The sequence below is a fragment of the Nonomuraea montanisoli genome (assembly GCF_013363975.1).
GTDB lineage: Bacteria > Actinomycetota > Actinomycetes > Streptosporangiales > Streptosporangiaceae > Nonomuraea > Nonomuraea montanisoli.
This window is the reverse complement of record NZ_JABWGN010000008.1, coordinates 39,470-62,878: the sequence shown is the minus strand read 5'-3', so window position 1 is coordinate 62,878 and position 23,409 is coordinate 39,470. Positions and strand designations below refer to the sequence as shown.

Sequence of the window (23,409 nt, the reverse complement as noted above, 5' to 3'; positions counted from 1 at the left end):
CCCCGACGCCGGTTCACACGTTGCCCAGCACGCGCGTCACCTGGATCTCCAGGACCACGCGCGCCGGGTTGGGGCGGGGCGGCTTGTAGCGGGCGGCGTAGCGCCGCTCGGCGTCGGCCACCTCCTCCGCCCCGGTGCGCAGCACCGCCCTGCCCTCCAGCGTGGACCAGCGGCGGCCGTCCACCTGGCAGAGCGACACCAGCGCGCCCTCCTCGCCGACGAGCCGGGCCTTGACCGAGGTGCCCGAGGTGATCACCCGGGCGACGCCGGTCCGCAGGTCGAGCGTCGCGCCCACCGGGACCACGTGCGGCGGGTCGCCGGGACGCGCGGTCGAGAGCGTGCACAGATGCCGCTCCTGCCAGAACGCGGCGAAGGCGTCGCCCTGCTTGACGAGATCCACTGCCCTCCTTTGCGGGCTTCTGCGAGGAATGACGTTTTAGAGAGGCATATCGTATAGCTGGCCCTCCGGCCGTCCGGCATCGCCTCGCACGGCCGCCACCTCACCACCGGCCGTCCCTTCCGTCGCGCCGAGGCCGGTGGCGGAGGGCGGCGATCCGGTCAGGGAGCCGCGGACCGTACGGCGAGCTCCAGGTCGGCCGCGTTGGCCAGCGCGTCGGAGAGGCGCTGGCGTTGCGAGTCGTCCAGGCGCGTGTCGGCGACGCGTGCCAGCAGGCGCTCGGCCGTGTCGAGGTCGCCGAGCCGGACCGCCAGTTCGGCCCGGTAGACGAGGGCCTCGACCAGGGTGGTGACCGGGGCGGGGTCACCAGGCTTGGCGAGCTTGCCGTCCAGGATCTTCGCGGCCTGACGGGTGTCGCCCCTGGCGTCGCCCTGGACGATCGCGTTCTCCAGCGCCCGCGCCAGCGGCCCGCTCGCCGCGTCGGCGGGGTCAGCGGGGGCGGCGGAGTCGGCGAGGGCGGCGGAGTCGGCGAGGGCGGCGGGGTCGGGCTCGGCCTTGGAGCGGAAGATGCGGATCCAGTTGCCGCCCGGGTCGACGACGGTGAATCCCGCGACGTCGCCGGTGTTCTTCCGCTTCCGTGGCCGGGTGATGCGCGGGATGCCGGTGAGCAGGAGCTTTCCGTGAGCGGCCCGCATGCTCGCGGCGAAGTCCTCGAACAGGCGGGCGGTGTCGTCCACGGCGACGATGCAGGAGCCGTACGACTGTTCCGGGTCGAAGCCGGCGATGCCGGCGAAGTGCAGCTCGATTCCGTCGCGACGGAGAGCGACGTACGGGTTCGGGCGGGTCTGATGGTGGGTCGTGTCGAAGCCGAGCATGCCGTAGAAGGCGGCGACCTCGTCGATGTCCCGGCACGGCAGGATCGGGATGACGGTCTCGTGCATCAGCGCCACCCGCCGGGCTCTTGCGTGTACATCATATACAGATCATAAAGCCGGCGGGTAGAGTGAGGTGCACCTTCAAGATGGCGCGGGTCGCGGTTCGTTACGAAATTCGTTACAAAATCGCTTATACGCACGACGACCGCATAAATCATGAAAACGACGGCGAGCACTCGGGGACCCCCGCGACGCCGACCCCGACGCCCTGGCCGCCCGGGTGATCGACACCCTCCTGTACGGCCTGGCCGGTCGCTGACCGGACCACCCGCCCGCACCAGCGCCGGGCTCACCGAACTACGCGCCCGCGCCCACGCCGGAGGGACGCCTGGCTATCACGACCACGTTCTGCGTCAACAAGGTCAGGCCGAGCATGAAGATGACGCTCGCGCTCGTCGACAGCGCGGTGGCGGCGTGGTCGGCGCCGTAGCCTCCGAGCAGGAAGCGGAGCCCGATCGACAGGCCCCACAGGGCGACGGTCGCCGGCCCGTACCGGTACCAGGTCGCGGCGAGCTTGGGATAGATCCGCACGGTGAACCCGCGGACGACGCCCAGGCCGACCGACACCACCAGGTCCGCGGCGATGAGCTGGTAGTCGATGCCGTGCAGCTCCACCTCCGGCAGGAGCGGGAGGACCGGCGCGAGACCGGCGGCGAGCAGGACGACCGGCAGCACCAGCAGCTTGACGGGCCGCAGTTCCCGTCCGCCCATCCGCGTCACCACGATCACCACCACCACGAACAGGCCGACGAACATCGGCAGCCGTCCGGCGCCGTCCGCGTCTTCGGCCACCGATCCGGCCACCGCCGCTCCGGAAGCGAGTAACGCCTCGAACCCCGCCATCAGGAGCCGCCTTCCAGGTGACGGGCCAGCATCGAGGCCAGCGCAGTGCGGAACGCCGCCTCGTGCGCCGGTTCGGCCGGGTCGTGGCCGAGCCCGGCGAGCCAGGACCGCTTCCCGAGCGCGAACCCGTACGACGCCGACAGCCCGAGCAGGACCACCGCCTCGATCCGGGCACGGTCCGGCATCCGCTCTCCGGGAAGGACGATGCGGATGCCGGCCTCCATCGCGTCCACGAAACCGGACAGCCCCTCCGACACGGTGCCCGCGCCTTCCGTGTGCAGCATGGACCAGGCCCACAGGCGGACGTAGCGCTCGTCGGCCAGCGTCTCGAACAGCACCCGTGTCATGCCCTCCGAGTACGGCACCCCCTGGTCGGCGCGCATCCGTTCGCGCATGCGCTCGCGTTGCCGCTCGTTCTCGCGCCGCAGCACGGCCTGGACCAGCGCGTCGTAGGTGCCGAAGTAGTGGGTCACGAGCCCGTGCGTGACGCCGACCGCGTCGGCCACCCGGCGCAGGCCCACGCCGTTCGGCCCGTACCGCGCGATGAGATCGGTCGCGGCGTCGAGGATCTCCTCGCGCGACTGCTCGGGCGTCCGCCGCCGGCGCTGTCGTTCGGCCACGTCGATCCTCTCCAGGACAGGCGAGAGTTGTTGTCCACTCTGCCAACAGTGTTGTTGTCCACTATGCCAACAACGGGCCGTCCTGGCGAGTCCGAACGATCACCGGCTGCGCGCGGTCGTCACTCGGGAGGTGCGGGAAAGCTCTCGGGGGTGGTCAGACCGGTGCTCTCCAGCAGGCGCTGGTGGTTGAGCACCGCCGCGTTGGCCTGCTCGGAGAAGCGGCGGACCAGGGTGTTCTGCGTGGTGCCGCGCACGGTGCCGATCAGGGTGAAGATCTTGCCGTGGGCCAGGCGGAGCCACTTGACGTAGGCGACGTCGTAGGCGGATCCGGATCTGCCGGAGATGTCGCTCATCCATGCCTGCTGCTCGTCCGTGGGCTTCACCGGCAGCGTGACGTCCAGCTTCGCGGCCAGGTCGCGGACCTGCCCGTCCAGCGTGTGGTGCTGGGCCGCGATCCGCCTGCTGACCTCCCGGACCCTCGCCCTGCCGGCGCGCTGCATCGCGTCCTGGGCCATGGGCATCTCCCACAGGCTCGCCAGCCGGACCTTCCTGATGAGGTCGCGGTCGGTCTCCGACAACGGCCCCCACCTGGTCTCCCTGGTGCCGGTATCGGCGGCGGCCTCCGCCGCGGCCGGGGCCGGCAAGGGCGAGCCTGCGGGGACGGGCGAGCCGGCCGGCTCGGTCCCGACGGCGGGCGGCGCCGTGCCGAGCTCACCGGCGCCGGAGCGGGGCGTCGGCGTGTACTGGGCGCAGGCGGCGAGCGCGCACAGCGCGACGGCGGCGCAACTGACGAGGATTGCGCGGCTCCGGCCGAGTCTCATGCGCGTCATCCCTTCCGGGGCCTCGTACGCGGCCCGTCCGAGTGATGCTGGTCACTCCCAGATACGCCCGCGCGGCGGCCGAGGGTTCAGCGCAGTGTGCAAGGTTTGCACGGAGCAATCACGCACGTCATGTCCTCCTACATTTCTTGCACAGGGCAAGGATCTGCTACCGTCGGCGACGGTGAGCCGGGAAGTCTGGTCGGCATCGTCGTGTCGCGCCCTTCCGAAGGACAGACAGCCATGAGCCCGAACCCGTCGCAGCCGCCGTCCCTGCGGGTGGAGGAGTGGGAGGCCGGCCCCGTGGTCGTGCTCGCGCTCAGCGGCGCCCTCGTCCGCGCGACGGCTCACACGCTTGAGCAGCCCCTGGTACGCGCCCTCGCCCGGCGCGTCCCGCCGCTGGTCGTGGTGGACGCGGAGCGGCTGAGCGCCGTCGACCCGGTGGGCGGCGACCTGCTCGCCCACGCGGTGCGGTACGCCACGCAGGCGGGCGGCCGGCTGGTCGTGGCGGGCGGGGGCGAACGCGTCGAGGCTCACGTCGCCGACGCCATGTCGCCCACGCTGGACGAAGCCCTGAGCGAGCTGGCCAGGCCGACCCGCCGCGGCGACCCCCCGTAGCCGGGCCACCGGGCGCCCCCGTCAGAGCTCCTCGAGGAACTCCCCCTCGGCGATGGGCTGCTCGTCCGCCGCCAGGCTGAAGGTGTTCAGAGCCGCCACCATGGCGTCGCGCTGCTCCTGCGTGAGCTGGGCCAGGATCCGCGCCAGGTCGCCACGGCGGTGCCGGGTCACCCCGTCGACCAGGGCCCGCCCTTCCTGAGTGAGCGCGATGCGCACCGTACGCCTGTCGCTGGCGGACCGGCTGCGCCGCACCAGGCGCTTGGCCACCAGCCGGTCGCACATGCGCGAGGCCGTCGACTGGTTCACGCGGAGCGCCTCGGCCAGGGTGGCCAGCCGTTGCGGCCCGCGCGCGGCGATCAGGACCAGCGCCCGGAACTGCGGAAGGGTGACGTCACCGCCGGCGGCCGCGATGGAGCGCGCGGCCACGGCCACCAGCGCCCGGCTCGCGGTCAGCACCGCCTCCACCACGGGATCGTCCGCGGACAGCCGCCCGGCGGCCGGGTCCACGGACACCTGTCCGGCGGACGATTCGCGCACCGTGTCCCCCATCACCGCTCCACCGACGTCACTCCTGCAATCTAGCGGCGGAGCGCGGCCGGTCTCGCCCGTCCTGGAGCACGCGCCGGGCCGGCGCCGGAAGTGCCGTGCGCTCATCGGCTAGAAGACCATCCTCACCCCGGCCCGCCGGATGGCGACCCAGCGCGCGAGCGGGTCCACGCTCCCGCCGGCGTGCTGCCCGGCCGCCCGGGCGGCGGGTGGCGCCTCCGCGAGCGACAGAGCACCGTCCACCCGGGCGGCGGGTGGCGCCTCGGCGAGCGACAGGGCGCCGTCCACCCGGGCCGTCGCAGGCACCTCCGCCAGCGACAGAGCACCGTCCACCCGGGCCGCCGGCGACGCCTCGGCCAGCGACAGGGCGCCGTCCGTCAGGGCGGGCGGCCGTACGGGCGCGTCGGGGACGATGCCCGTGACGACGGTGAGGCGGCCGTCGCCGGGGCGGGGCGCGGACGGCTCCTCGCCGGGCCGGGCGTGCAGGGCGGCCAGGGCGTGGTCCCGGGCGGCGGGGCTGTCCTCGGCGAAGGCCCGTTCGCGCGCGTACTCCCTGATCAGGTCGTGGAAGGTGTAACGGCCGGTCCCGCACTCATCGACCAGGTGGGCGGCGCAGAGCCGGCTCAGGAGCCGGTCGGCCGCCTCGGCGCCGGCGCCGATCAGCGCGGCGGCCTCCTCGCGGGTGAAGGCCGGCCAGGGCAGCAGCCCCAGCAGCCGGAACAACCGCCGGGACGGCGGATCGAGGCGGCGGTACGACAGGTCGAAGGCGCCGCGGACCGCGGCGTGGGGGTCGTCGTGGAGGTCGAGGATGGACAGCCGGGCCCGGGTGAGCCGGCGTGCCTGTCCGGTGATGTCCCTGCCCGGCGCGGCGACGATGGCGGCGGCGGCGATCCGCAGCGCCAGCGGCAGGTACCCGCAGAGCCGGGCGAGTTCGAGGGCGGCGGCGGGTTCCGCCGCTAATCGGCGGCTGCCGAGGATCGCGTCGAAGAGCGAGACCGCCTCCTCGGGCATGAGCATCCCGAGCGGCACCGGGATCGCGCCGTCGCGGGCGACCAGGCCGGTCAGCCGGTCGCGGCTGGTGACGACGGTGACGCAGCGCCGGCCGCCGGGCAGGAGCGGGCGGACCTGGTCGACGCCGCCGGCGTTGTCCAGGACCACCAGCACGCGCCGGTCGGCCAGCAGGCTGCGGTAGGCGGCGCTCGCCTCCTCCACGGTGTCCGGCACCCGTTCCGGCGGCACGCCCAGCGCGCGCAGCAGCCGGCCCAGCGCCTCGATCGGCGGCAGGGGCCGCTCCGGCGAGCAGCCGTGCAGGTCGACGTAGAGCTGGCCGTCGGGGAACAGCGAGCGGACCCGGTGGCCCCAGTGCACGGCCAGCGCGGTCTTACCGACGCCGCCCGCGCCGGTCACCATGGCGACGGCGGCCGTCTCGCCGCGGACCGCGATCTCGTCGAGCACGCTCAGCTCCTGGTGACGGCCGGTGAACGGCCCGGCCTCGGGCGGAAGCTGGGCGGGCACGGCCGCGTGCGCGACGGGCGCCGGGCGCGGGGCGCGGGCCATGCGCACGTCGCCGCGCAGGATGCGCTGGCGGAGCTGGCGCAACTCGGGTCCGGGGTCCAGCCCCAGCTCCTCGCTGAGGTGCCGGCGGGTGTGTTCGTAACGGTCCAACGCGTCGGCGCGGCGTCCGACCCGGCACAGCGCCACCATGAGCAGGCCCACCAGCCCCTCGCGCAGGGGGTGCGTCGCCACCAGCGCGATCAGCTCGGGGATGAGCACCGCGTCACGGCCGGCGCGGGTCTCGGCGTTGAGGCACTCCTCGGTGACGGCCAGCCGCTCCTCGCTCAGCGTGTCGCGCAGCCGGTCCAGCAGCTCCCCGCCGGTGATGCCGGTCAGCGGCTCCCCGCGCCACAGCTCCAGGGCGCTGCGCATCCCCGCCGCCTGGGCCTCGTCCGAGTCCGTGGCCCGGGCCCGCGCCACCAGCAGCCGGAACTCGTGCAGATCGACCTGCTCGGCCGCGAGGCCCAGCAGGTAGCCCTGCGGGCCGTGGACGATCGTGACCCCCGCCCTGGCCAGGACCTGCCGGAGCCGCGACACGTACCCCTGCACCAGGCCCCGGGCGCCGGCCGGCGGCCGTTCCCCCCACAGCGCCGCGATCAGCCGCTCCATCGACACCGTACGTCCGGCGTCGAGGGCGAGCAGCGCCAGCACGGCGCGCTGGCGCGGTGTGCCGAGCGGGATCTCGTGGCGCCCCCGCGACGCCCGGACCGTTCCCAGGAGCCCGATTCTCACGGCCTGCTCCAGACCTGCCAGGTCCGTTTCAGCTGACATATCGCTCTCCGTCTGAAACATCGTTGTAACACCCCGTGATGCGCGAGATACCGGATGAAGTCCAGCGCGCATCCTGTCCCAAACAAGCTCGCATCCAGTGCTCTCCAACACCATGAACACGATTTCCCCGCATTCGTACCGCAACAGCCTTCGGATTGCGTATCGCGCCGTATGTGGCCATCTATGGAAAGGGGTAAGTGTGTCCTATCCATTTCGTGATGTGATGAAAGCGTTTTCCGAAACGGTGCGCCTTCATCCGGACCGCCCGGCCGTGACGCGCCATGACCGGACGGTCACGTACACGGAACTGGACGCCTGGGTCCGGGCGACGGCGCGCCGGCTGGGCCCGGATCCCGGAGTGGTCGGGGTGCTGACGTCGCGTTCGCCGGACACCGTGGCCGCGCTGCTCGGCGTGCTGGCGGCCGGCGGGGTCTACTGCCCGATCGATCCGGCGTACCCGTGGCCGCGCCGGGAGGCGATGATCGCGGCGAGCGGCTGCCGCGCGGTGATCGGCGAGCCGGGCTCCGCCGTGCCGCCCGGGGTGCGCCTGACGCGGCTTCCCGGTCCGGCCGATCCGCCCGCGGCGGGCTTCACGGCGGTCGCGGCGGACGACCCCGCGTACATCCTGTTCACCTCCGGCTCCACCGGCGAGCCGAAGCCGGTGGTGACGCCGCGGGGCGCGATCTCGGTCGTGACGGCCGGGCTGCGCGAGCTGTTCGGGATCACCCCGGACGACCGGGTGCTCCAGTTCGCGTCCCTGAACTGGGACACCTGCCTGGAGGAGATCCTGCCCGCGCTGACCTCGGGCGCGACGCTGGTCTTCCACGACCACGCCTACTCCGGGTCGCTCCGCCGGATGCTGCGGATGATCGACGCCGAGCGGATCACCGTCCTGGACCTGCCCACCGCGTTCTGGCACGAGCTGGTCCATCACCTGACGGCCGAGCGGGCCGCCCTGCCGCCGTCGGTGCGGCTGGTCGTCGTCGGCGGCGAGGCGGTCAACCCGGTACGGCTGGCCGACTGGCGCGCCCTCGGCCTCGGCGCCGTCCGCCTGCTCAACACGTACGGGTGCACCGAGACCACGCTCATCACGCACGCCGTCGACCTGCACGGCCCGCACACCCCGGAAAGCGGACCGGCAGGCCCGCTGGAAGGCGGGCCGGACGACCGGGTGCCGATCGGCCGGCCCCTCCCCCACGTCGTCGAGCGGATCACCGAGGACGGCGAGCTGCTGGTCGGCGGCCCCGCGCTGGCCCTGGGGTACCGGGACCGGCCGGAGGCCACCGCCGAGCGGTTCACCGAGCTGGACGCCGCCCCCGAGGACGGCGGACCGGGCGACGGCCCCCGGCGGTGGTTCCGCACCGGCGACCGGGTCAGCCGCCGCCCGGACGGCGCGCTCCTCCACGAGGGACGGCTGGACCACCAGCTCAAGGTCCGCGGCGTCCGGGTGGACCCGGGCGAGGTGGAGGCCCAGATCGCCGGCCACCCGCGGGTGGGGGCGGTGGCCGTGGTGGGCGTCCCGGTCGCCGGCCACACGACGCTCGCCGCCTACGTCGTGCCCCGCTCCCCCGCCATGACCGCGTCCCTGGCCGGGGAGGTCCTCGCCTACCTGCGCGAGCACGTCCCGGCTCATCTCGTCCCCCACCGGATCACCGTCGTACCCGAGCTCGTCCACACGGCGAGCGGGAAAGTCGACCGCGCCGGATCGCACCGGCGATACCAGTCGGCCGCCGTTTAAGGAGACCCCTTTCGTGAATGTCGACGCCGTATCCGCTGTATTCCGCGAAGTGCTGGAAATTTCCGAGGTCAACGCTGATTCCGACTTTTTCGTCATGGGCGGGGATTCGCTGCTCGCCACGCGCGTGCTGAGCGCGGTCGCCCGTGCCACCGGGGTGGAGCTGGAATTCGACGACCTCCTCGACGCGCCCACCCCGAACGCCCTTTCCAAGAAGATCGCGGAGGCGGCGTGAACGTCGTCGTCGTGGGAGCCGGGCTGGCCGGGCTGACCGCGGCGACCGACCTGGTCGCGCGCGGCGCCGAGGTCACCGTGCTGGAGGCGCGGGAGCAGGTGGGCGGCCGGACGCGCGGCCTGGAGGTCGAGCCGGGCGGCTGGGTGGACGCGGGCGCCGCGTACCTGGGCGAGCGGCACACCGCGCTCACCGCCCTGCTCGCCGAGCTGGACCTGAAGACCACGCCGGCCAGTGTGGCGGGAGCCGGCCGGTTCGCCCTCCGCGACGAGGGCCGGACCCGGCCCGGCCGGTTCCCGCCGCTGTCCGCGGTCGCGCTGGGCGAGATGTTCGACGCGCTGGAGGAGGTCACCCGCCTCGTCCGGCCGGACGCCCCCTGGCTGACGCAGGACGCCGCCCGGCTCGACGGCGTGACCGCGGAGCGGTGGGCGGCCGAGCACCTGCGCCACCCGGACGCGCGGCTGTTCTTCCCGCTGTTCCTCGGCGAGATGATGGCCGCCGACCCGGCCCGCGTGTCGGTCCTGCACATGGCCTTCTACCTGCGCTCCGGCGGCGGGATCCGCTACCTCAACGCGTTCGAGGGAGGGGCGCAGGAGTGGCGGATCGCCGGCGGCGCGCATCAGCTCTGCGAGCGGCTGGCCGCCGCCCTGGGCGACCGGGTACGCCTGGGCGAGCCGGTCCGGGCGCTCCACCAGGACGCCGGCGGCGTCACCGCCACCACCCCGCGCGGCCCGGTGCGGGGCACCCACGCCGTCGTGGCGGTCCCCCCGGTGCTCGCCGACGCGATCGACCACCGGCCCGGGCCGCCCGCGCCCCGCTCCACCCCGGCGACCGGCCCGGGCTGCGCGGTGAAGGTCCACCTGGTCTACCCGTCGCCGCTCTGGCGCGAGCTGGGCCTGTCCGGCTGGTCGGTCAGCGCCGAGGGTCCCCTGCTGTCCACCGTGGACGACTCCCCCGCCGGAGGGCGGGCGGGCGTGCTCACCGGCTTCGTCACCGGCGGCGAGGCCATCCGTTACGCCGCGCTCCCCGCCGCCGAGCAGCGCGAGCTGGCCGTGGCGCAGGCCGCGCGGCTGTTCCCCGAGCTGCCGCCGCCGATCGCGTTCCACCTCACCGACTGGGTCAACGAGCCGCACAGCCGGGGCTGCTACGCGGCCCTGTTCGGCCCGGGCGACTGGCTGCGCCTCGGCCCCGGGCTGGCCGCCCCGCACGGGCGCGTGCACTGGGCCGGCACCGAGACCAGCACCGAGTTCTTCGGCCTCATGGAAGGCGCCATCCGGTCAGGTCACCGCGTGGCCGCAGAGATCACCTGGAGGGAAACACCATGACCTCGATCGCTCCCCTGCCCGTCCGCCGGCGGTTCATGACCGAGCCCGGCCTGGGCGCCGGCAACTTCCTCGACCACGCCCTGGAGGGCAACCCCCACCGGGACGTGCCGTTCGTCCACACCCACCGTCTCGACCACCGCGGCCAGGTCGTGCTGCGCGGCCACAGCCTGGTGGACCTGGCCCGGATGCGCGACGGCTACGCCCGCTGGTACCACGCCAACGGCGTGCGGCCGGGCGACCCGGTCGCGATCGTCGTGGCCGAGGGCCTGGAGCCGCTGATCCACTTCCTGGCGCTCACCGCGCTCGGCGCCGTCCCGGCGATGGTCAACGACGCGATGCGGCCGGACGTCATGATCCGCTACCTCAACCACGTGGGCGTGGTGGGCGTCGTCGCCGACGACACCACCCGGCTGCAGCTCGCCTACCGCGACGACCCGCAGAACCGGCCGCGGTTCGTCGCGCTCGCCTCCGAGGTCCGCGCCTTCGACGTCGCCTCGGGCACGCTGCCGGAGTCCTACCCCCACCGGCACGAGCCGGACGACATCGTCGCTCTGATCCACTCCTCCGGCACCACCGGCGTGCCGAAGTCCACGACGCTCGGCCACCGGTCCTTCTGGGACGGCAAGCAGGCCCGGATGGAGCGCTTCCCGGCGGAGCCGTACGACCGGCTCATGTCGCTCATGCCGCACACGCACGCGGGGGGCCTGAGCTACTTCCTCACCGCGGTCCTGCTCGGCCTGCCGACCGTGGTGATGTCGGACTGGCGGCGCGCCGTGGTGGAGCCGGTGATGGAGGCGTTCCAGCCCACCATGGTCGCCTCGTTCCCGCGCACGTTCGTCGAGCTGGCCACCGGCGAGCTGCCGGTCGAGGGCGCGGCCCGGGTGCACTCGTGGTTCAACACCGGCGACTCCGCTCACTTCGGGCACATCCGGCGGCTGGTCCAGCTCGGCGAGCGTCCGGCCGGGCTGATCAAGCCGTGGCTGCTGCCCGCCGGCGCCTCGGCCGGCGAGCCGCTGCCGGGCTCGCAGTTCATCGACGGGCTGGGGTCGTCCGAGATGGGCATGGCGCTGTTCGGCATGGTGTTCACGCCCGAGACGCCGCGCGACGACCGCTGCGTGGGCAGGGCGCAGGACGCGGTCATCAGGGCCGCGGTGCTGGACGAGAACGGCGAGGAGGTGCCCGACGGCACCGTCGGCCTGCTGGGAGTGATCACCCCCTCCCGCACCCCCGGCTACTGGAACGACCAGCGCCTGACCGAGAGCTTCGAACTCAACGGCTTCTGGCTGACCGGCGACGTGGCCCGCCGCGACGCCGAGGGCAGGTTCTACCACCTCGACCGCACCGTGGACGTCATCGACACCCTGGCCGGGCCGGTCTACAGCCTGCCCGTCGAGGAGGTCCTCATCGCCGACTGCGCGGACCTGGTGCAGGACTGCTCGGTCGTCGGCGTGCCGGGGCCGCCGGGCGAGGGGCAGCGGCCGATCGCCGTGGTGCGGCTGCAGGCGGACGCCGCGGACGCCACCGCCGAGGAGGTGCGGGACAGGGCCAACAAGGCGCTGGCCGAGGCCGGCCTGGCCACGCTGGGCGCGGTGGTCATCGCGCGGACCGGCGAGGACTATCCGCTCGGCCCCACCGGCAAGGTGCTCAAGCGCGAGCTCCGCACCCGGCACGCGGCGCTGTTCGCCGCATGAGCCACCCGACGCCTGCCGGCGCGGCCGGCCCGCTCTACAGGTACGCGCGCCGCCCGCTCGTCGAGCCGGACTGGCGGCGCCTGCCGGGCTGGCGCGGCGTCACCGAGGCGCAGTGGCGCGACGCCCAGTGGCAGCGCGCCCACTGCGTGAAGAACGCCGGCCAGCTCCGCGCGGTGGCCGGCGACCTGCTCCAGGAGTCCTTCTACGCCGACCTCCAGGCCGACGCGGAGCGCTTCGCGACCATGTCCATGCTGGTCACCCCGCAACTGCTGAACGTGATGGCGCCCGCCGCCCCGCCGGAGCCGGCCGCCTTCACCGAGGCGTTCCTGGCCGACCCGGTCCGCCGGTACCTGCTGCCGGTGGCCTCGGACCGGCAGCCCGAGTGGCCCAGCCACCCCCGGGCGCGGCGCGACTCCCTGCACGAGGCCGAGATGTGGGCGGTGGAGGGGCTGACGCACCGGTACCCGACCAAGGTGCTGGCCGAGCTGCTGTCCACCTGCCCGCAGTACTGCGGGCACTGCACCCGGATGGACCTGGTCGGCTCCTCCACCCCGCAGGTCACCAAGGCGCGGCTGACGCTCAAGCCGGTGGACCGGGAGGAGCTGATGCTGGACTACCTCAAGCGCACCCCCCAGGTGCGCGACGTGGTGGTCTCCGGCGGCGACGTGGCGAACGTGCCCTGGCCGCGGCTGGAGTCGTTCCTGCTGCGCCTGCTGGACCTGGAGTCGGTGCGCGACGTCCGCCTGGCGACCAAGGCCCTGGTCGGGCTGCCGCAGCACTGGCTCCAGCCGCGCGTCGTCGACGGGATGGGCCGGGTGGCCCGGCTCGCCCGCCTGCGCGGGGTGAACCTCGCCGTGCACACCCACGCCAACCACGTCCAGTCGGTCACGCCGCTGGTGGCGGAGGCGGCCCGGGCGCTGTTCGAGGCCGGGGTGCGGGACGTGCGCAACCAGGGCGTGCTGCTGCGCGGGGTCAACACGACCGCGGCCGACCTGCTCGACCTGTGCTTCGCCCTGCAGGGGGAGGCCGGCATCCTGCCGTACTACTTCTACCTCTGCGACATGATCCCCAACGCCGAGCACTGGCGGATCCCGCTCCACCAGGGCCAGCGGCTGCAGGAGGCGATCATGGGCTACCTGCCGGGGTACGCGACGCCGCGGGTCGTGTGCGACGTGCCGTACGTCGGCAAGCGGTGGGTGCACCAGGTGGCCGAGTACGACCGCGCGCGCGGCATCTCCTACTGGACCTCGAACCACGGCATCGGCCTGGGCGAGCCGCCCGGCCCGGACCGCCGGTTCCCCTTCTACGACCCGATCGACACGCTCCCCGAGCCGGGCCGCCTCTGGTGGAAAGGACAACCATGAGCTCGCTGCGCCGCATGTGCTGGATCTTCCCGGACCGGGAGTCGACGCGGGCCCAGGCGATGTGGCACCCCTTCTTCTGGGACATGTACGCCGACGTGGCCGAGGAGCTCGGCCTGACCTGGTGCCGGCACGCGCCCGACGCGGTGACGGTCGACGGCCTCGACACGGGCAAGCCGCGCGTCTACGTGGACCAGGAGCGGGTCACCCCCGAGGACACGCTGTTCATCACCGCCCTGTACTCCCTGCCGTACCAGTCGATGGACGTCTTCAACCAGTACGCGCTCTACGCCGTGCTGGAGCAGGCCGGCTTCTACCTGCCGTTCCCCGCCTGGCTGTCGCCGATCGCCAACGACAAGCTGGCCACGGTGCTGTACCTGCGCGACTCCCCCGTGCCGCCCGTCCCGACCGTGCGGATCGGCACCGGCCGGGACACCGGCAAGTACCTGTACGAGGCGGCGCTGGGCGAGCTGACGTACCCGGTCATCGTCAAGCCGTCCGGGTGGTGCGGCGGTGGCGGGGTGAACCTGGCGCGCGACGCCGAGGAGATCCGCGGCCTGGCCAGCCTGGCGCAGGGCGGCGACACCGCGCTGGTGATCCAGCCCTACCTGGGTGACGGCACGGTCGACTACCGCGTCTACGTCGTGGACGGCGAGCCGTACGCCGTCATGAAACGGATCCCGCAGCCCGGCTCGCCGGTGGCCAACGCCAGCAGGGGCGGCGCGATGGAGTTCCCGGAGGTCCCGGCCGAGCTGGCCGCGGCCACCGCGTACTTCGCGGCCAGGCTGCCCATCCCGTTCTTCTGCGTCGACTTCCTCTTCGACGGGGAGCGGTTCTGGTTCTCCGAGCTGGAGCCCGACGGCGTGATCGCGCCGGACTGGGGTGACCCCGCCCGCGCCCTCCAGCGCGACGTCACCCGCGCCCGCTGGACCGCCTACCGCGACGCCCACACCCGATGGCTGGAGAGATCATGACCGACTTCTCGCTGTCCCACGACCCCGACCTGCGCGTTCCGCAGCGCACGCTGGAGCGCCTGAAGACCGTCCCCGCGCTCGCCCTCCGCTACGCCGGCCACGACAAGATCCTCTCGCTGCGGGACGTGGCCGCGCTGCCGGCGCTGGTCAAGGACGAGCTGAACGTGGCCCTCGCGCATCTGCGGCCCCGGGCCGAGCGCGGCGCCACCTGGCTGTTCCAGAGCGGCGGCAGCACCGGCGCGCCCAAGGTGGGCCACGCCCCCACCGGTTTCTACATGACCGGCGTGCACGCCCAGTGGCGGCCGCTGGACCGCGACGACGTCTTCGTCAACGGCTGGGGCGCCGGCCGCATGTGGGGCGCCCATTTCCTGGCCGCCGCGTTCGCCGACCTGTCCGGCTGCGAGGTCATCGCGCTCGGCTCGGTCACCAGGGACGAGTACGGCGACTGGCTGTCGTTCCTCGCGGCCCGGGGCGTGACCGCGTTCGGGGGCACGCCCAGCGTGCTGCGGCTGTGGTTCGCCCACGCCCGCGCCACCGGGGTCCGCCTCCCGAGCCTGCGCAAGGTGCTCTGGCTGGGCGAGGCGTGGCATCCGCAGCTCGACGAGGACATGGCCGTGGTCGCGCCGGACGCGCGCCGGTGGGGCATGTTCGGCAGCACCGAGACCTGGGTGGCGGGCACGAACACGCCGGACTGCCCGGCCGACGTGTTCCACCCGCTGCCCGAGCAGCTCGTGCACGTGGGCGAGGACGAGCTGCTGGACTTCACCACCCTCAACCCGGACATGCTCAACCCCGTGCTGCGCTACCGGACCGGGGACGCCGGCCGGTTCGTCGCCTGCCCGTGCGGGGCCGAGGGCAGGGCGCTGCGGATCCTCGGCCGGCGCGACTCCGTGGTGCAGGTGCGCGGCCTCGGCCTGCACGTCGACGACATCGTGGCGCAGGCCGAGCGGGAGGCCGGCGTCTCGCGGGCGCAGATCGTCGTCACCGAGCAGCGCGGCCGGGTCGCCACCGTCGAGGTGCTGCTGCTCGCCGGCGGCGACGCGCCTCCCGGCCTGGCGGAGCGGCTGCGGCGCGACCTGATGGCCGCGACCTTCACCCTCAGCACGGCCTTCCAGCACGACCCGGAGTCCTTCCGGGTACGGGTCGTCGACGCGCTGGTCAGCAACGAGCGCACCGGCAAGACCGCGAGTTTCGTGGTCAGGGAGGCGTCGTGAGGCTCCGGCTGCCCGGATCCCTGGGGCGGGAGTTCACGCTCTTCTGGGCCGGCCAGACGGTGAGCCTCGTCGGCGACCGGATCACCGTGTTCGTGGTGCCGACACTGATGATCTTCGCGTTGGACGCGTCGCCGTTCGAGGTGGGCGTGGTGTCCATGGCGCAGTATCTGGGCATTCCGCTGCTCGGGCCGATCGCCGGGGTCCTGGTGGACCGGTGGAACAAGCGCGTCACCATGCTGGCCTGCGATCTCGTGCGGCTGGCGGCGATCGCGGCCGTCCCGATCGCCTACTGGGCGGGCGTGCTGACCACGCCGCTGCTGTTCGCCTGCGTGGCGCTGGTCAGCGGGGCGACGATCTTCTTCAACGTCGGCTACCTCGTCGCCGTGCCCGCCACCGTGCCGCAGGACCGGCTGGTCCACGCCTACTCCAGGCTGGAGGGCAGCCGGACGGTGTCGGAGGTGGCCGGGCCGTCGATCGCCGCGGGGCTCTACCACGCGCTCGGCGCGGCGGCCCTGCTCGTCGACGCGGCCACCTACCTGGTCTCGGCCGCCTGCTTCACCTCCATGCGCCCGTGGGGCACCGCGACGGTCCACCAGGGCTCGGTCCGGTCGCGGCTGGCGCTGGGGTTCCGGCTGAACTGGGCCGATCCGGTCCTGCGCCGGGTGGTCGTGGCCGCCGTGACGCTGAACTCGGGCGGCCCGATCTTCGTCACCGTCCTGCCCGTCCTGGCCTACCAGGGGCTGGGCGTCCAGGTCGCCGCGTACGGCGCCGCGATGTCGGCGGCGGCCGTGGGAGCCGTGCTGGGCGCCCTCGCGGCCCCCAGGATCAGCGCCCGGCTGGGGCTGGGCCGCACCATGGCGTGGGCGCTGCTGCTGCACTGCCTGGTGGGCCTGGGCGTGCTGGCCGCCCCGGCGCTGCCGCCGCCCGTCGTGATCGGCGTGACGATCGGCTGCTACGGCTTCTTCATGTCCTGCATCAACGTCTGCAGCGCGCCCATCCGCCAGTCGCGGATGCCGGCGGAGAACCAGGGCGTGATGCACGCCGCCTTCCGGACCGCGACGTGGGGCGTGATCCCGCTGGCCGCCCTGGTGGGCGGCTCGGCGGTCACGCTGCTCACGCCCGGTCTGGGGGTGCTCGACGCCGCCCGGGTCGTCATGGCGGGCGGGACGCTGCTCGCGGCGCTGTCGTTCCTGCCCGCGCTGGGCATCCAGCCGCTGCTCGACCGGGCGGAGCAGGAGGGCGAGCTGGCGGGGAGCGCCTCATGAGCCGCCCGAAGCACGCCATGAACGGGAGCACGCCATGAACGGGAGCGCGTCATGAGGACGGTGCTGATCACGGGTACCTCGTCGGGCATCGGGCTGGCGACCGCGGTCACCGCGGCGCGGGCCGGGTTCGCCACGGTGGCGACCATGCGCGACCCGGACCGGGCCGGCGAGCTGCTGGAGGCCGCCGCGAAGGCGGGGGTCGAGGTGGACGTCCGGCGGCTCGACGTCACCGACGCCGGGTCGGCGGAGTCCTGCCTGCGCGGGGTGCGGGAGGACTACGGGCGGCTGGACGCGCTGGTCAACAACGCGGGCGTGTCCAACTTCGACCCCACGATGGAGATGTCCACCCTGGAGGCCCTGCGGGCCAACCTGGAGGTCAACTTCTTCGGGGTGATCGCCGTCAGCCGGGTGGCGATGCCGCTGCTGCGGACCTCGGGCGGGCGGCTGGTGAGCCTCGGCAGCGTGCACGGCGTCGTGGGCCAGCCGTTCAACGAGGCGTACGCGGCGGCGAAGTTCGCGGTCGAGGGGTTCATGGAGAGCCTGGCCCCGGTCGCGGCTTCGCAGGGGGTGACGGTGTCGGTGGTCGTGCCCGGTTTCGTCTCCGACACCCGGTTCGGGATTTTTCCGGACATCAACCGGAAGACCATTCAGGCCGCCTCCGGCCCCTACGCCGGGACCTTCGCCGACTACATCGACTGGGTGCGCGGCGCGGGCTGGGAGAGGGCCGGCCAGTCCAAGTGGGAGGTGGCCGAGGTGGTCGTCGACGCGCTGACCACCGAGGACCCGCCCTTCCGCATCCCCACCAGCGCCTGGGTGTCCGGCTACCTGGCGGCCAAGCTCGCCGACGGCGACGGCTCGGCCGTGCGCGCCCTGGCCCGCACCTGGATCGGGGCCCCCGCGTGAGCCGCCCCACCGAGGATCCGGCCTGCCGGGCGCTCGGCATCACGCTGGAGGACCTCGGCCCCGGACGGGCCCGGCTGCGCATGCGGATCACCGACGCCATGGTCAACCTGCACGGCGTCGCCCACGGCGGCTACGTGTTCCTGCTCGCCGACGCCGCCTTCGCCTACGCCTGCAACAGCCGCGGCCCGGTCACCCTCGCGCACAGCGCCCAGGTGACCTTCGTCCGACCGGCGGCGCCGGGAGAGGACCTGCTGGCCGAGGCGGAGGAGCGGGTCCGCTACGGCAGGCACGGCGTCTACGACGTCACCGTGCGCCGTCCCGGCGGCGAGGTCGTCGCCGAGTTCCGCGGCCAGAGCGTCGCGGTCTCCGGCAGGCCGTCATGAATGAAGGGACACATCGATGAGCGGACGCTGGATCCACCGCTGGGACCCCGAGGACCCCGGCTTCTGGGCGGCGACCGGGCGCCGCGTCGCCACCCGTAACCTGGTCTTCTCCATCTTCGTGGAGCACCTCGGTTTCGCGGTGTGGCTGCTGTGGAGCGCGGTGGTCGTGCTCCTGCCGAAGGCGGGCTTCCCGTTCACCGTCGACCAGCTCTTCTGGCTGGTGGCCGTGCCGAACCTGGTCGGCGCCACGCTGCGCCTGCCCTACACCTTCGCGGTCTCGGCCTTCGGCGGGCGCAACTGGACGGTGGCCAGCGCGCTGCTGCTGCTCCTGCCGGTCGGGCTGCTCGCCGTGCTCGCCGCCGACCCGGCCACGCCGTACGGGCTGTTCCTGCTGGCCGCGGCGACGGCCGGGCTGGGCGGCGGCAACTTCGCCTCCTCCATGGCCAACATCTCCTACTTCTACCCGGAGCGGCGCAAGGGTTTCGCGCTGGGCGTCAACGCGGCGGGCGGCAACCTGGGCGTGGCGGTCGTCCAGCTCGTGGTCCCGCTGACGGCCGCGGCCGCCCTCGCCCACGCCGGTCTCGTGTGGGTCCCGCTCATCGCCGCCGCGGCCTTGTGCGCGTACTTCTTCATGGACAACCTCGCGGTGGCCAGGGCCGACTTCGCCAGCCAGGCGCGCGCCCTGAAGCGGAAGCACACCTGGGTGATGTCCTTCCTCTACATCGGCACCTTCGGCTCGTTCATCGGGTACTCGGCGGCTTTCCCGCTGGTGGTCAGGACGGCCTTCGCGGGCTCGGCCGCGCCGTACGTCGCCTTCCTGGGTCCCCTCGTGGGCTCGCTGGCGCGTCCGGTCGGCGGCTGGCTGTCGGACAGGTACGGCGGAGCCAGGGTGACCGCGTGGTCGTTCGTGGCCATGGCCGCGGGCGTGGCGGGCGCGCTGGCGGGGCTCCGGTGGCACGCGTTCCCGGTCTTCCTGGGGGCGTTCCTCCTGCTGTTCGTCGCCTCGGGGACGGGCAACGGGTCCACGTACCGGATGATCCCCGCCATCTTCGCCGCCCGCAGCGCCCCGGAGAACGCCCGGCGGGAGGCCGCGGCGTGCATCGGCATCGCCTCCGCCGTCGGCGCCTTCGGCGGCTTCCTCATCCCGCGCAGCTTCGCGATGTCGATCAGCCGGACGGGTTCGGTCGCCGTGGCGCTGTACGCGTTCCTCGGCGGCTACGCGGTCTTCCTGGCCACCAACTGGTGGTTCTACCGCCGCCAGGTGCTGGCGGCCCGGATCCCCAGCCTCGCCCACAGCCGCATCTGACCCCCGAATCCGCAGCAAGGAGAACCGGATGCCCGCCAGACCCCTGCGTGACCTGATCGACTTCGCCCGGCGCAACTCGCCCTTCTACGCCGAGCTCTACCGTGACGTGCCCGAGGGCGTCGCGGACCTCGCCCAGCTCCCGATCATCGACCAGGCGGCCTTCTGGGCGGCCAACGTCTGGCCGGACAACCGGCTGCTGACCGGCCCGCTGACCGACGCCGGCGTGTACACCTCCGGCGGCACCACCGGCGCGCCGAAGGTCTCGCCGTGGACCCGTACCGAGCACTTCGACTCCACCTCCGCGTTCGGCGCGGGCATGGTCCGGGCCGGGCTCCGGCCCGGACACCGGGTGGCGAACCTGTTCTTCGCCGGGCACCTGTACGGCGGCTTCCTCTACATCGAGGCCGCCCTGCACAACGCGCCGGTGGAGAACGTGCGGCTGCCGGTCGCCGGCCACACGCCGGACGAGGACGTCGCCGACCTGATCGCCGGCTTCGGCGTCAACGTGCTGGCGGGCACCCCGATGAAGCTCGGCGGGGTGGCCGAGGCGGTGCTCGCCAAGGGGGTGGACGCGCGTTCGGTGGAGCTGCTGCTGTTCGCCGGCGACCTGCTCTTCGACGACCTGCGCCCGCGCCTGGCCAAGGCCTTCCCGGGGGCGGCGATCGCGTCGCTCGGGTACGCCACGGTGGACGCCGGCCTGGTCGGCGGCCCGGTGCCGGGCGACGACGTGCGGGTGCACGAGGCGTTCCCCGAGCGCACCGTGGTCGAGCTCGTCGACGAGGTGACCGGCGAGCCGATCACCGAGCCGGGCGTGCGCGGCCGCGTGGTCGTCACGAACCTGTTCCGCACGCTCATGCCGATCATCCGCTACCCGGTGGGCGACCTGGCCGAGTGGGTGGACGCCGGGTGCAGCCGCTTCCGCCTGGTCGGCCGGACCGTCGAGGGCGCCAGGGTGGCCAACGTGGCCATGGCGTACGAGGACGTCCGCGCCGCGCTCGCCGCCGCCGACCCGGGCGGGGCGATGACGGGGATGCAGATGGTCGAGCGCCGCTGGGACGGCAAGGACGGCCTCGTGCTCCGCCTGGCCTGCGCCGGGGAGCCGCCGGCCGAGCTGACCGAGCGGCTGGTCGAGGCCGTGTACGCGGCCCGGCCGCTCTACCCCGACTGCGTGGAGCAGGGGTTCGTCCATCCGCTGATCATCGAGTGGGTGCGGCCGTCCGAGCTGGCCACCCATCCGCGCACGGGCAAGCTCGTGCAGGTCGTGGACGAGCGCCCGCACTCCTGAGCAGGAGTCCCTCGACGCCCGGCCGGATTCGTCGGCGGCGGCTGACATGATGACGCGCGACTGATCAAGGGAGCACGATGACGCACGTCAGCGAGGAATTCGGCTGGCTCAGGAGCAGTGAACACCTGGGCGACGTCTACTGCGTGTCCTTCGTCCGGGCGGTTTCCCCGGCCGAGGCGTTGCGGCGGTTCGGCGTGGAGGAGAGCACGCTGGAGGAGGTGACGTTCGAGGAGATGGAGGAGCGTTCGGAGGAGAACGCCGACGACGCGGCCGGTTTCGTCGGCGCCGCGGAGGCCGGCGACTGGACACTGGTCGTCGAGCCGGGAGGCTGGCGGATCGCCGCCGACGCCGAGGTGACGGCCCGTGTCTCGCGGGCGACCGAGGTCGTGTCGGTCTGCCGCCACGACTACGCCGCGGACACCTTCACCTACGCGGTCGACGGCGAGACGATCGTGAGCTTCGACCCGATCGCCCCGAACTATCGGTATGGCAGTGATCCGGATCGCTTCGTCGACGCGATGCGTGAGGTGGGCCTCGACCCCGACGGCACCGGCGCGGACGTCGAGCATCCCGTCTCGGGTTCGTTCGCCCTGGCGGGCAGGATCACCGGTGTCCCGTTCACGCGGGACATGCTCGCTCTGGGGTTCCTCGGCGCGGAACCGGCCGGGGACTGACCTAGGCCAGCTCGTAGATGAGCAGGGTCCCGTCACCGCGGCGGGCCAGGGCCCACAGCCGGGTGGTGCCGGGCACGGGGGCGATGTCCACGAACCCCGCCCACCCGCCTTCGGCGGGCAGCGCCGACCGGGTCCAGCGGCCGTGGCGGAAGTTGAGCACGTACGGCTGCCCGTGGGCGGGGTTGGCCGCGATCCACACGCCGCCGACCCGGTCGGCGGCGACGTCGGGCAGCCAGGTCCGGGTCAGCGGCAGGTCGAGCCACCTCCACGCGGCGCCGTCCCAGCGCGCGACCAGGCCGCGGTCGGGCACCGCGCAGGACCCGGACCGCCCGGCGGCGGCCTGCGTGATCAGCCACACGTCGTCGCGGGCGCGGGCCGCCATGCCGTGGAAGCCGCCGGCGGGCGCGGGAGGGCAGCCGGGCGCGGGAGGAAGCGGGGTGGCGGCCCAGCCGGAGCCGTCCCGCCGTACCACCCTGGCCTGTCCCGTGCCCTCGACCACCGCCCACAGCTCGCCCCTGCCGGGGGCGGCCACGTGGGGGACCTCGTGGACATCCGTACTCGGCTTGGGAACCTGCTTCCACGAGCGGCCGTCCCAGTGGCTGAGTCCGGCTTCGGCATAGTCGTCCGGGCCGCCGTACTCGGAGATCCAGACGTCGTCCCCGGCCCCGACCGCGACGGACCCACGCGCGAACGCGCCGGCCCACGGACGGTGCACCCATCGGCCGCCGGTGAGCTGGAACGGCCGGTTCCCGGTGAACATCCACAGGTCGTCGCCCGACGGGGAGGCGGCGAACCGCGCGTCGGAGCCCCCCGTGCCCCTCGGCGGCGCGGCGGGCCGCCAGGAGACGCCGTCCCGGCGGAGCATCGTCCACCGGTCCGGCCGGTTCTGCTCCAGCAGCAGGGCCCAGGCGTGTCCCTGTCCTGTGACGCCCAGCGCGCCGAGGTTCGTGGAGCTCACCTCGCCGGTCAGTCCCCGCGCCGCGTAGGTCAGCCGCCACGTGGCCGGCCGGATCGCGTGCGCGTCCGCTCCGCAGAGCGCGAGGACGAGGACGAGGGCGGCCGCGATTCTCATGAAGATCACGATATGGGGGCCGGGATGAGGGCGGGGTCGGCGGCGAGGATGCGCCGGTGCAGGTCGCGCACGGCCGGGGTCGGCTCCAGGCCGTGCTCGGCGACCAGCGTCGCCCGCAGCCCGCCGTACACCGCCAGCGCCTCGGCCTGCCGTCCCGACCGGTACAGGCCGAGCATGAGCAGCGCGTGCAGCGACTCGCGCACCGGGTGCACGCGGGTGAGCTCGCGCAGCCGCGGCAGGGCCGCCGCGGTCGCGCCCAGCTCGATGTCCGCCTCCAGCGCGGCCTCGACGGCCAGCAGCCGGGCCTCCTCCAGCCGGTCGGCGCGCGCCCGCACCGCGGGCGTGGCGGGCACGTCGGCCAGCGCCGGGCCGCGCCACAGGGCCAGCGCCGCCCCCAGGGACGCCCGCGCCTGCTCCGGCCGGCGCTCGCGCAGCGCGTGCCGGCCGTCGGACAGCAGCCGCTCGAAGCGGGCGGCGTCGGTCTCCGGGGCGTCGCCGTCCAGCTCGTACGAGCCCGCGCGGGTGCGCAGGACGTCGCCGACCACCTTGCGCAGCCGCCAGACATAGCCCTGCACGGTCTTGCGCGCGAACGCGGGCTCCGAGCCCTGCCACAGCTCCTCGGCGAGCCGCTCCGCCGAGACCGGCCGCCCGGCGTTGATGGCCAGGATGGCGAGGACGGCGCGGTGCTTGGGCGCGGTGATGACGACCGGGCCGTCACCGCGTACCACCTGGAGCGGGCCGAGCAGACCGAGACGCACACGGGCGCCGGTCACGGACACGACCATCGACGACCACCTCCAGAACTGGATCGGCGAAAACGCCGCTACCGGACAGGTCGAAACGCGATCTAGACTTCCAGGCCGGGCTTGCGCCGATCTTGCGCGGCG

Annotated in this window: 23 protein-coding genes; 14 read left to right on the top strand and 9 right to left on the bottom strand. The window is 73.7% G+C overall.

Annotation, left to right across the window (positions count from 1 at the left end):
- Positions 1 to 13: 13 nt before the first annotated feature.
- The 5 genes from HTZ77_RS21215 to HTZ77_RS21195 all read right to left on the bottom strand — a co-directional run bounded on the left by HTZ77_RS21215 (position 14) and on the right by HTZ77_RS21195 (position 3,616).
- Positions 14 to 400: a pyridoxamine 5'-phosphate oxidase family protein gene (locus tag HTZ77_RS21215; protein WP_175591392.1), complete on the bottom strand. Its 387-nt coding sequence runs from the start codon at positions 398 to 400 to the stop codon at positions 14 to 16.
- Positions 401 to 558: 158 nt separating this feature from the next.
- A complete protein-coding gene (locus HTZ77_RS21210; protein ID WP_205303005.1) occupies positions 559 to 1,338 on the bottom strand; it encodes a VOC family protein in 780 nt (259 codons plus the stop codon).
- 291 nt (positions 1,339 to 1,629) lie between these two features.
- Complete coding sequence (locus HTZ77_RS21205) at positions 1,630 to 2,175, bottom strand: hypothetical protein (RefSeq protein WP_175591391.1); 546 nt, start codon at positions 2,173 to 2,175, stop codon at positions 1,630 to 1,632.
- On the bottom strand, positions 2,175 to 2,795 hold the full coding sequence (locus HTZ77_RS21200) for a TetR/AcrR family transcriptional regulator (RefSeq protein ID WP_328808678.1): 621 nt from the start codon (positions 2,793 to 2,795) through the stop codon (positions 2,175 to 2,177). The genes HTZ77_RS21205 and HTZ77_RS21200 overlap by 1 nt, the downstream gene beginning before the upstream one ends.
- Positions 2,796 to 2,914: 119 nt before the next feature.
- Positions 2,915 to 3,616, bottom strand: coding sequence for a DUF4142 domain-containing protein (locus HTZ77_RS21195; protein ID WP_175591390.1), 702 nt, complete (start codon positions 3,614 to 3,616; stop codon positions 2,915 to 2,917).
- A gap of 240 nt (positions 3,617 to 3,856) precedes the next feature.
- Here HTZ77_RS21195 and HTZ77_RS21190 point away from each other — a divergent pair, with 240 nt between their 5' ends.
- Complete coding sequence (locus HTZ77_RS21190; RefSeq protein ID WP_175591389.1) at positions 3,857 to 4,231, top strand: STAS domain-containing protein; 375 nt, start codon at positions 3,857 to 3,859, stop codon at positions 4,229 to 4,231.
- A gap of 21 nt (positions 4,232 to 4,252) precedes the next feature.
- Here the strand turns inward: HTZ77_RS21190 and HTZ77_RS21185 are convergent, their stop codons facing one another.
- On the bottom strand, positions 4,253 to 4,780 hold the full coding sequence (locus HTZ77_RS21185; protein ID WP_175591388.1) for a MarR family winged helix-turn-helix transcriptional regulator: 528 nt from the start codon (positions 4,778 to 4,780) through the stop codon (positions 4,253 to 4,255).
- 108 nt (positions 4,781 to 4,888) lie between these two features.
- Positions 4,889 to 7,102: an AfsR/SARP family transcriptional regulator gene (locus tag HTZ77_RS21180; protein ID WP_175591387.1), complete on the bottom strand. Its 2,214-nt coding sequence runs from the start codon at positions 7,100 to 7,102 to the stop codon at positions 4,889 to 4,891.
- A gap of 112 nt (positions 7,103 to 7,214) precedes the next feature.
- On the opposite strand from HTZ77_RS21180, the gene HTZ77_RS21175 reads away from it, so the two are divergent.
- The 13 genes from HTZ77_RS21175 (at position 7,215) to HTZ77_RS21115 (ending at position 21,450) form a co-directional block, all read left to right on the top strand.
- Positions 7,215 to 8,840, top strand: coding sequence for an amino acid adenylation domain-containing protein (locus tag HTZ77_RS21175; RefSeq protein WP_328808677.1), 1,626 nt, complete (start codon positions 7,215 to 7,217; stop codon positions 8,838 to 8,840).
- A gap of 13 nt (positions 8,841 to 8,853) precedes the next feature.
- A complete protein-coding gene (locus tag HTZ77_RS21170; protein WP_175591385.1) occupies positions 8,854 to 9,072 on the top strand; it encodes a phosphopantetheine-binding protein in 219 nt (72 codons plus the stop codon).
- Positions 9,069 to 10,394, top strand: a complete 1,326-nt coding sequence (locus tag HTZ77_RS21165) for a flavin monoamine oxidase family protein (RefSeq protein WP_175591384.1) — start codon at positions 9,069 to 9,071, stop codon at positions 10,392 to 10,394. The genes HTZ77_RS21170 and HTZ77_RS21165 overlap by 4 nt, the downstream gene beginning before the upstream one ends.
- On the top strand, positions 10,391 to 12,085 hold the full coding sequence (locus HTZ77_RS21160; protein ID WP_175591383.1) for a class I adenylate-forming enzyme family protein: 1,695 nt from the start codon (positions 10,391 to 10,393) through the stop codon (positions 12,083 to 12,085). The genes HTZ77_RS21165 and HTZ77_RS21160 overlap by 4 nt, the downstream gene beginning before the upstream one ends.
- Positions 12,082 to 13,449, top strand: coding sequence for a KamA family radical SAM protein (locus HTZ77_RS21155; RefSeq protein WP_175591382.1), 1,368 nt, complete (start codon positions 12,082 to 12,084; stop codon positions 13,447 to 13,449). Before HTZ77_RS21160 ends, HTZ77_RS21155 begins: the two co-directional genes overlap by 4 nt.
- On the top strand, positions 13,446 to 14,420 hold the full coding sequence (locus HTZ77_RS21150) for an ATP-grasp domain-containing protein (RefSeq protein WP_175591381.1): 975 nt from the start codon (positions 13,446 to 13,448) through the stop codon (positions 14,418 to 14,420). The genes HTZ77_RS21155 and HTZ77_RS21150 overlap by 4 nt, the downstream gene beginning before the upstream one ends.
- A complete protein-coding gene (locus tag HTZ77_RS21145) occupies positions 14,417 to 15,634 on the top strand; it encodes an AMP-binding protein (RefSeq protein WP_175591380.1) in 1,218 nt (405 codons plus the stop codon). Before HTZ77_RS21150 ends, HTZ77_RS21145 begins: the two co-directional genes overlap by 4 nt.
- Entirely contained in the window at positions 15,631 to 16,899 is a 1,269-nt protein-coding gene (locus tag HTZ77_RS21140) for an MFS transporter (protein ID WP_175591379.1), read from the top strand. Before HTZ77_RS21145 ends, HTZ77_RS21140 begins: the two co-directional genes overlap by 4 nt.
- A 51-nt stretch (positions 16,900 to 16,950) precedes the next feature.
- Positions 16,951 to 17,802: an SDR family NAD(P)-dependent oxidoreductase gene (locus HTZ77_RS21135; RefSeq protein WP_175591378.1), complete on the top strand. Its 852-nt coding sequence runs from the start codon at positions 16,951 to 16,953 to the stop codon at positions 17,800 to 17,802.
- The gene (gene paaI / locus HTZ77_RS21130) at positions 17,799 to 18,185 is read left to right on the top strand and encodes a hydroxyphenylacetyl-CoA thioesterase PaaI (protein WP_328808676.1); all 387 of its coding nucleotides are present in this window, start codon (positions 17,799 to 17,801) and stop codon (positions 18,183 to 18,185) included. The genes HTZ77_RS21135 and paaI overlap by 4 nt, the downstream gene beginning before the upstream one ends.
- 16 nt (positions 18,186 to 18,201) lie before the next feature.
- On the top strand, positions 18,202 to 19,491 hold the full coding sequence (locus tag HTZ77_RS21125; RefSeq protein WP_175591377.1) for an MFS transporter: 1,290 nt from the start codon (positions 18,202 to 18,204) through the stop codon (positions 19,489 to 19,491).
- Positions 19,492 to 19,519: 28 nt separating this feature from the next.
- Entirely contained in the window at positions 19,520 to 20,776 is a 1,257-nt protein-coding gene (locus tag HTZ77_RS21120; protein ID WP_175591376.1) for a phenylacetate--CoA ligase family protein, read from the top strand.
- A 77-nt stretch (positions 20,777 to 20,853) separates the two neighbouring features.
- The gene (locus HTZ77_RS21115) at positions 20,854 to 21,450 is read left to right on the top strand and encodes a DUF6461 domain-containing protein (protein ID WP_175591375.1); all 597 of its coding nucleotides are present in this window, start codon (positions 20,854 to 20,856) and stop codon (positions 21,448 to 21,450) included.
- 1 nt (position 21,451) lies between these two features.
- Here HTZ77_RS21115 and HTZ77_RS21110 read toward each other — a convergent pair whose 3' ends face one another.
- Both HTZ77_RS21110 and HTZ77_RS21105 read right to left on the bottom strand, forming a co-directional pair.
- A complete protein-coding gene (locus tag HTZ77_RS21110) occupies positions 21,452 to 22,522 on the bottom strand; it encodes a hypothetical protein (protein WP_175591374.1) in 1,071 nt (356 codons plus the stop codon).
- Between the two features lie 5 nt (positions 22,523 to 22,527).
- Entirely contained in the window at positions 22,528 to 23,307 is a 780-nt protein-coding gene (locus HTZ77_RS21105; RefSeq protein ID WP_175591373.1) for an AfsR/SARP family transcriptional regulator, read from the bottom strand.
- Positions 23,308 to 23,409 lie beyond the last annotated feature (102 nt).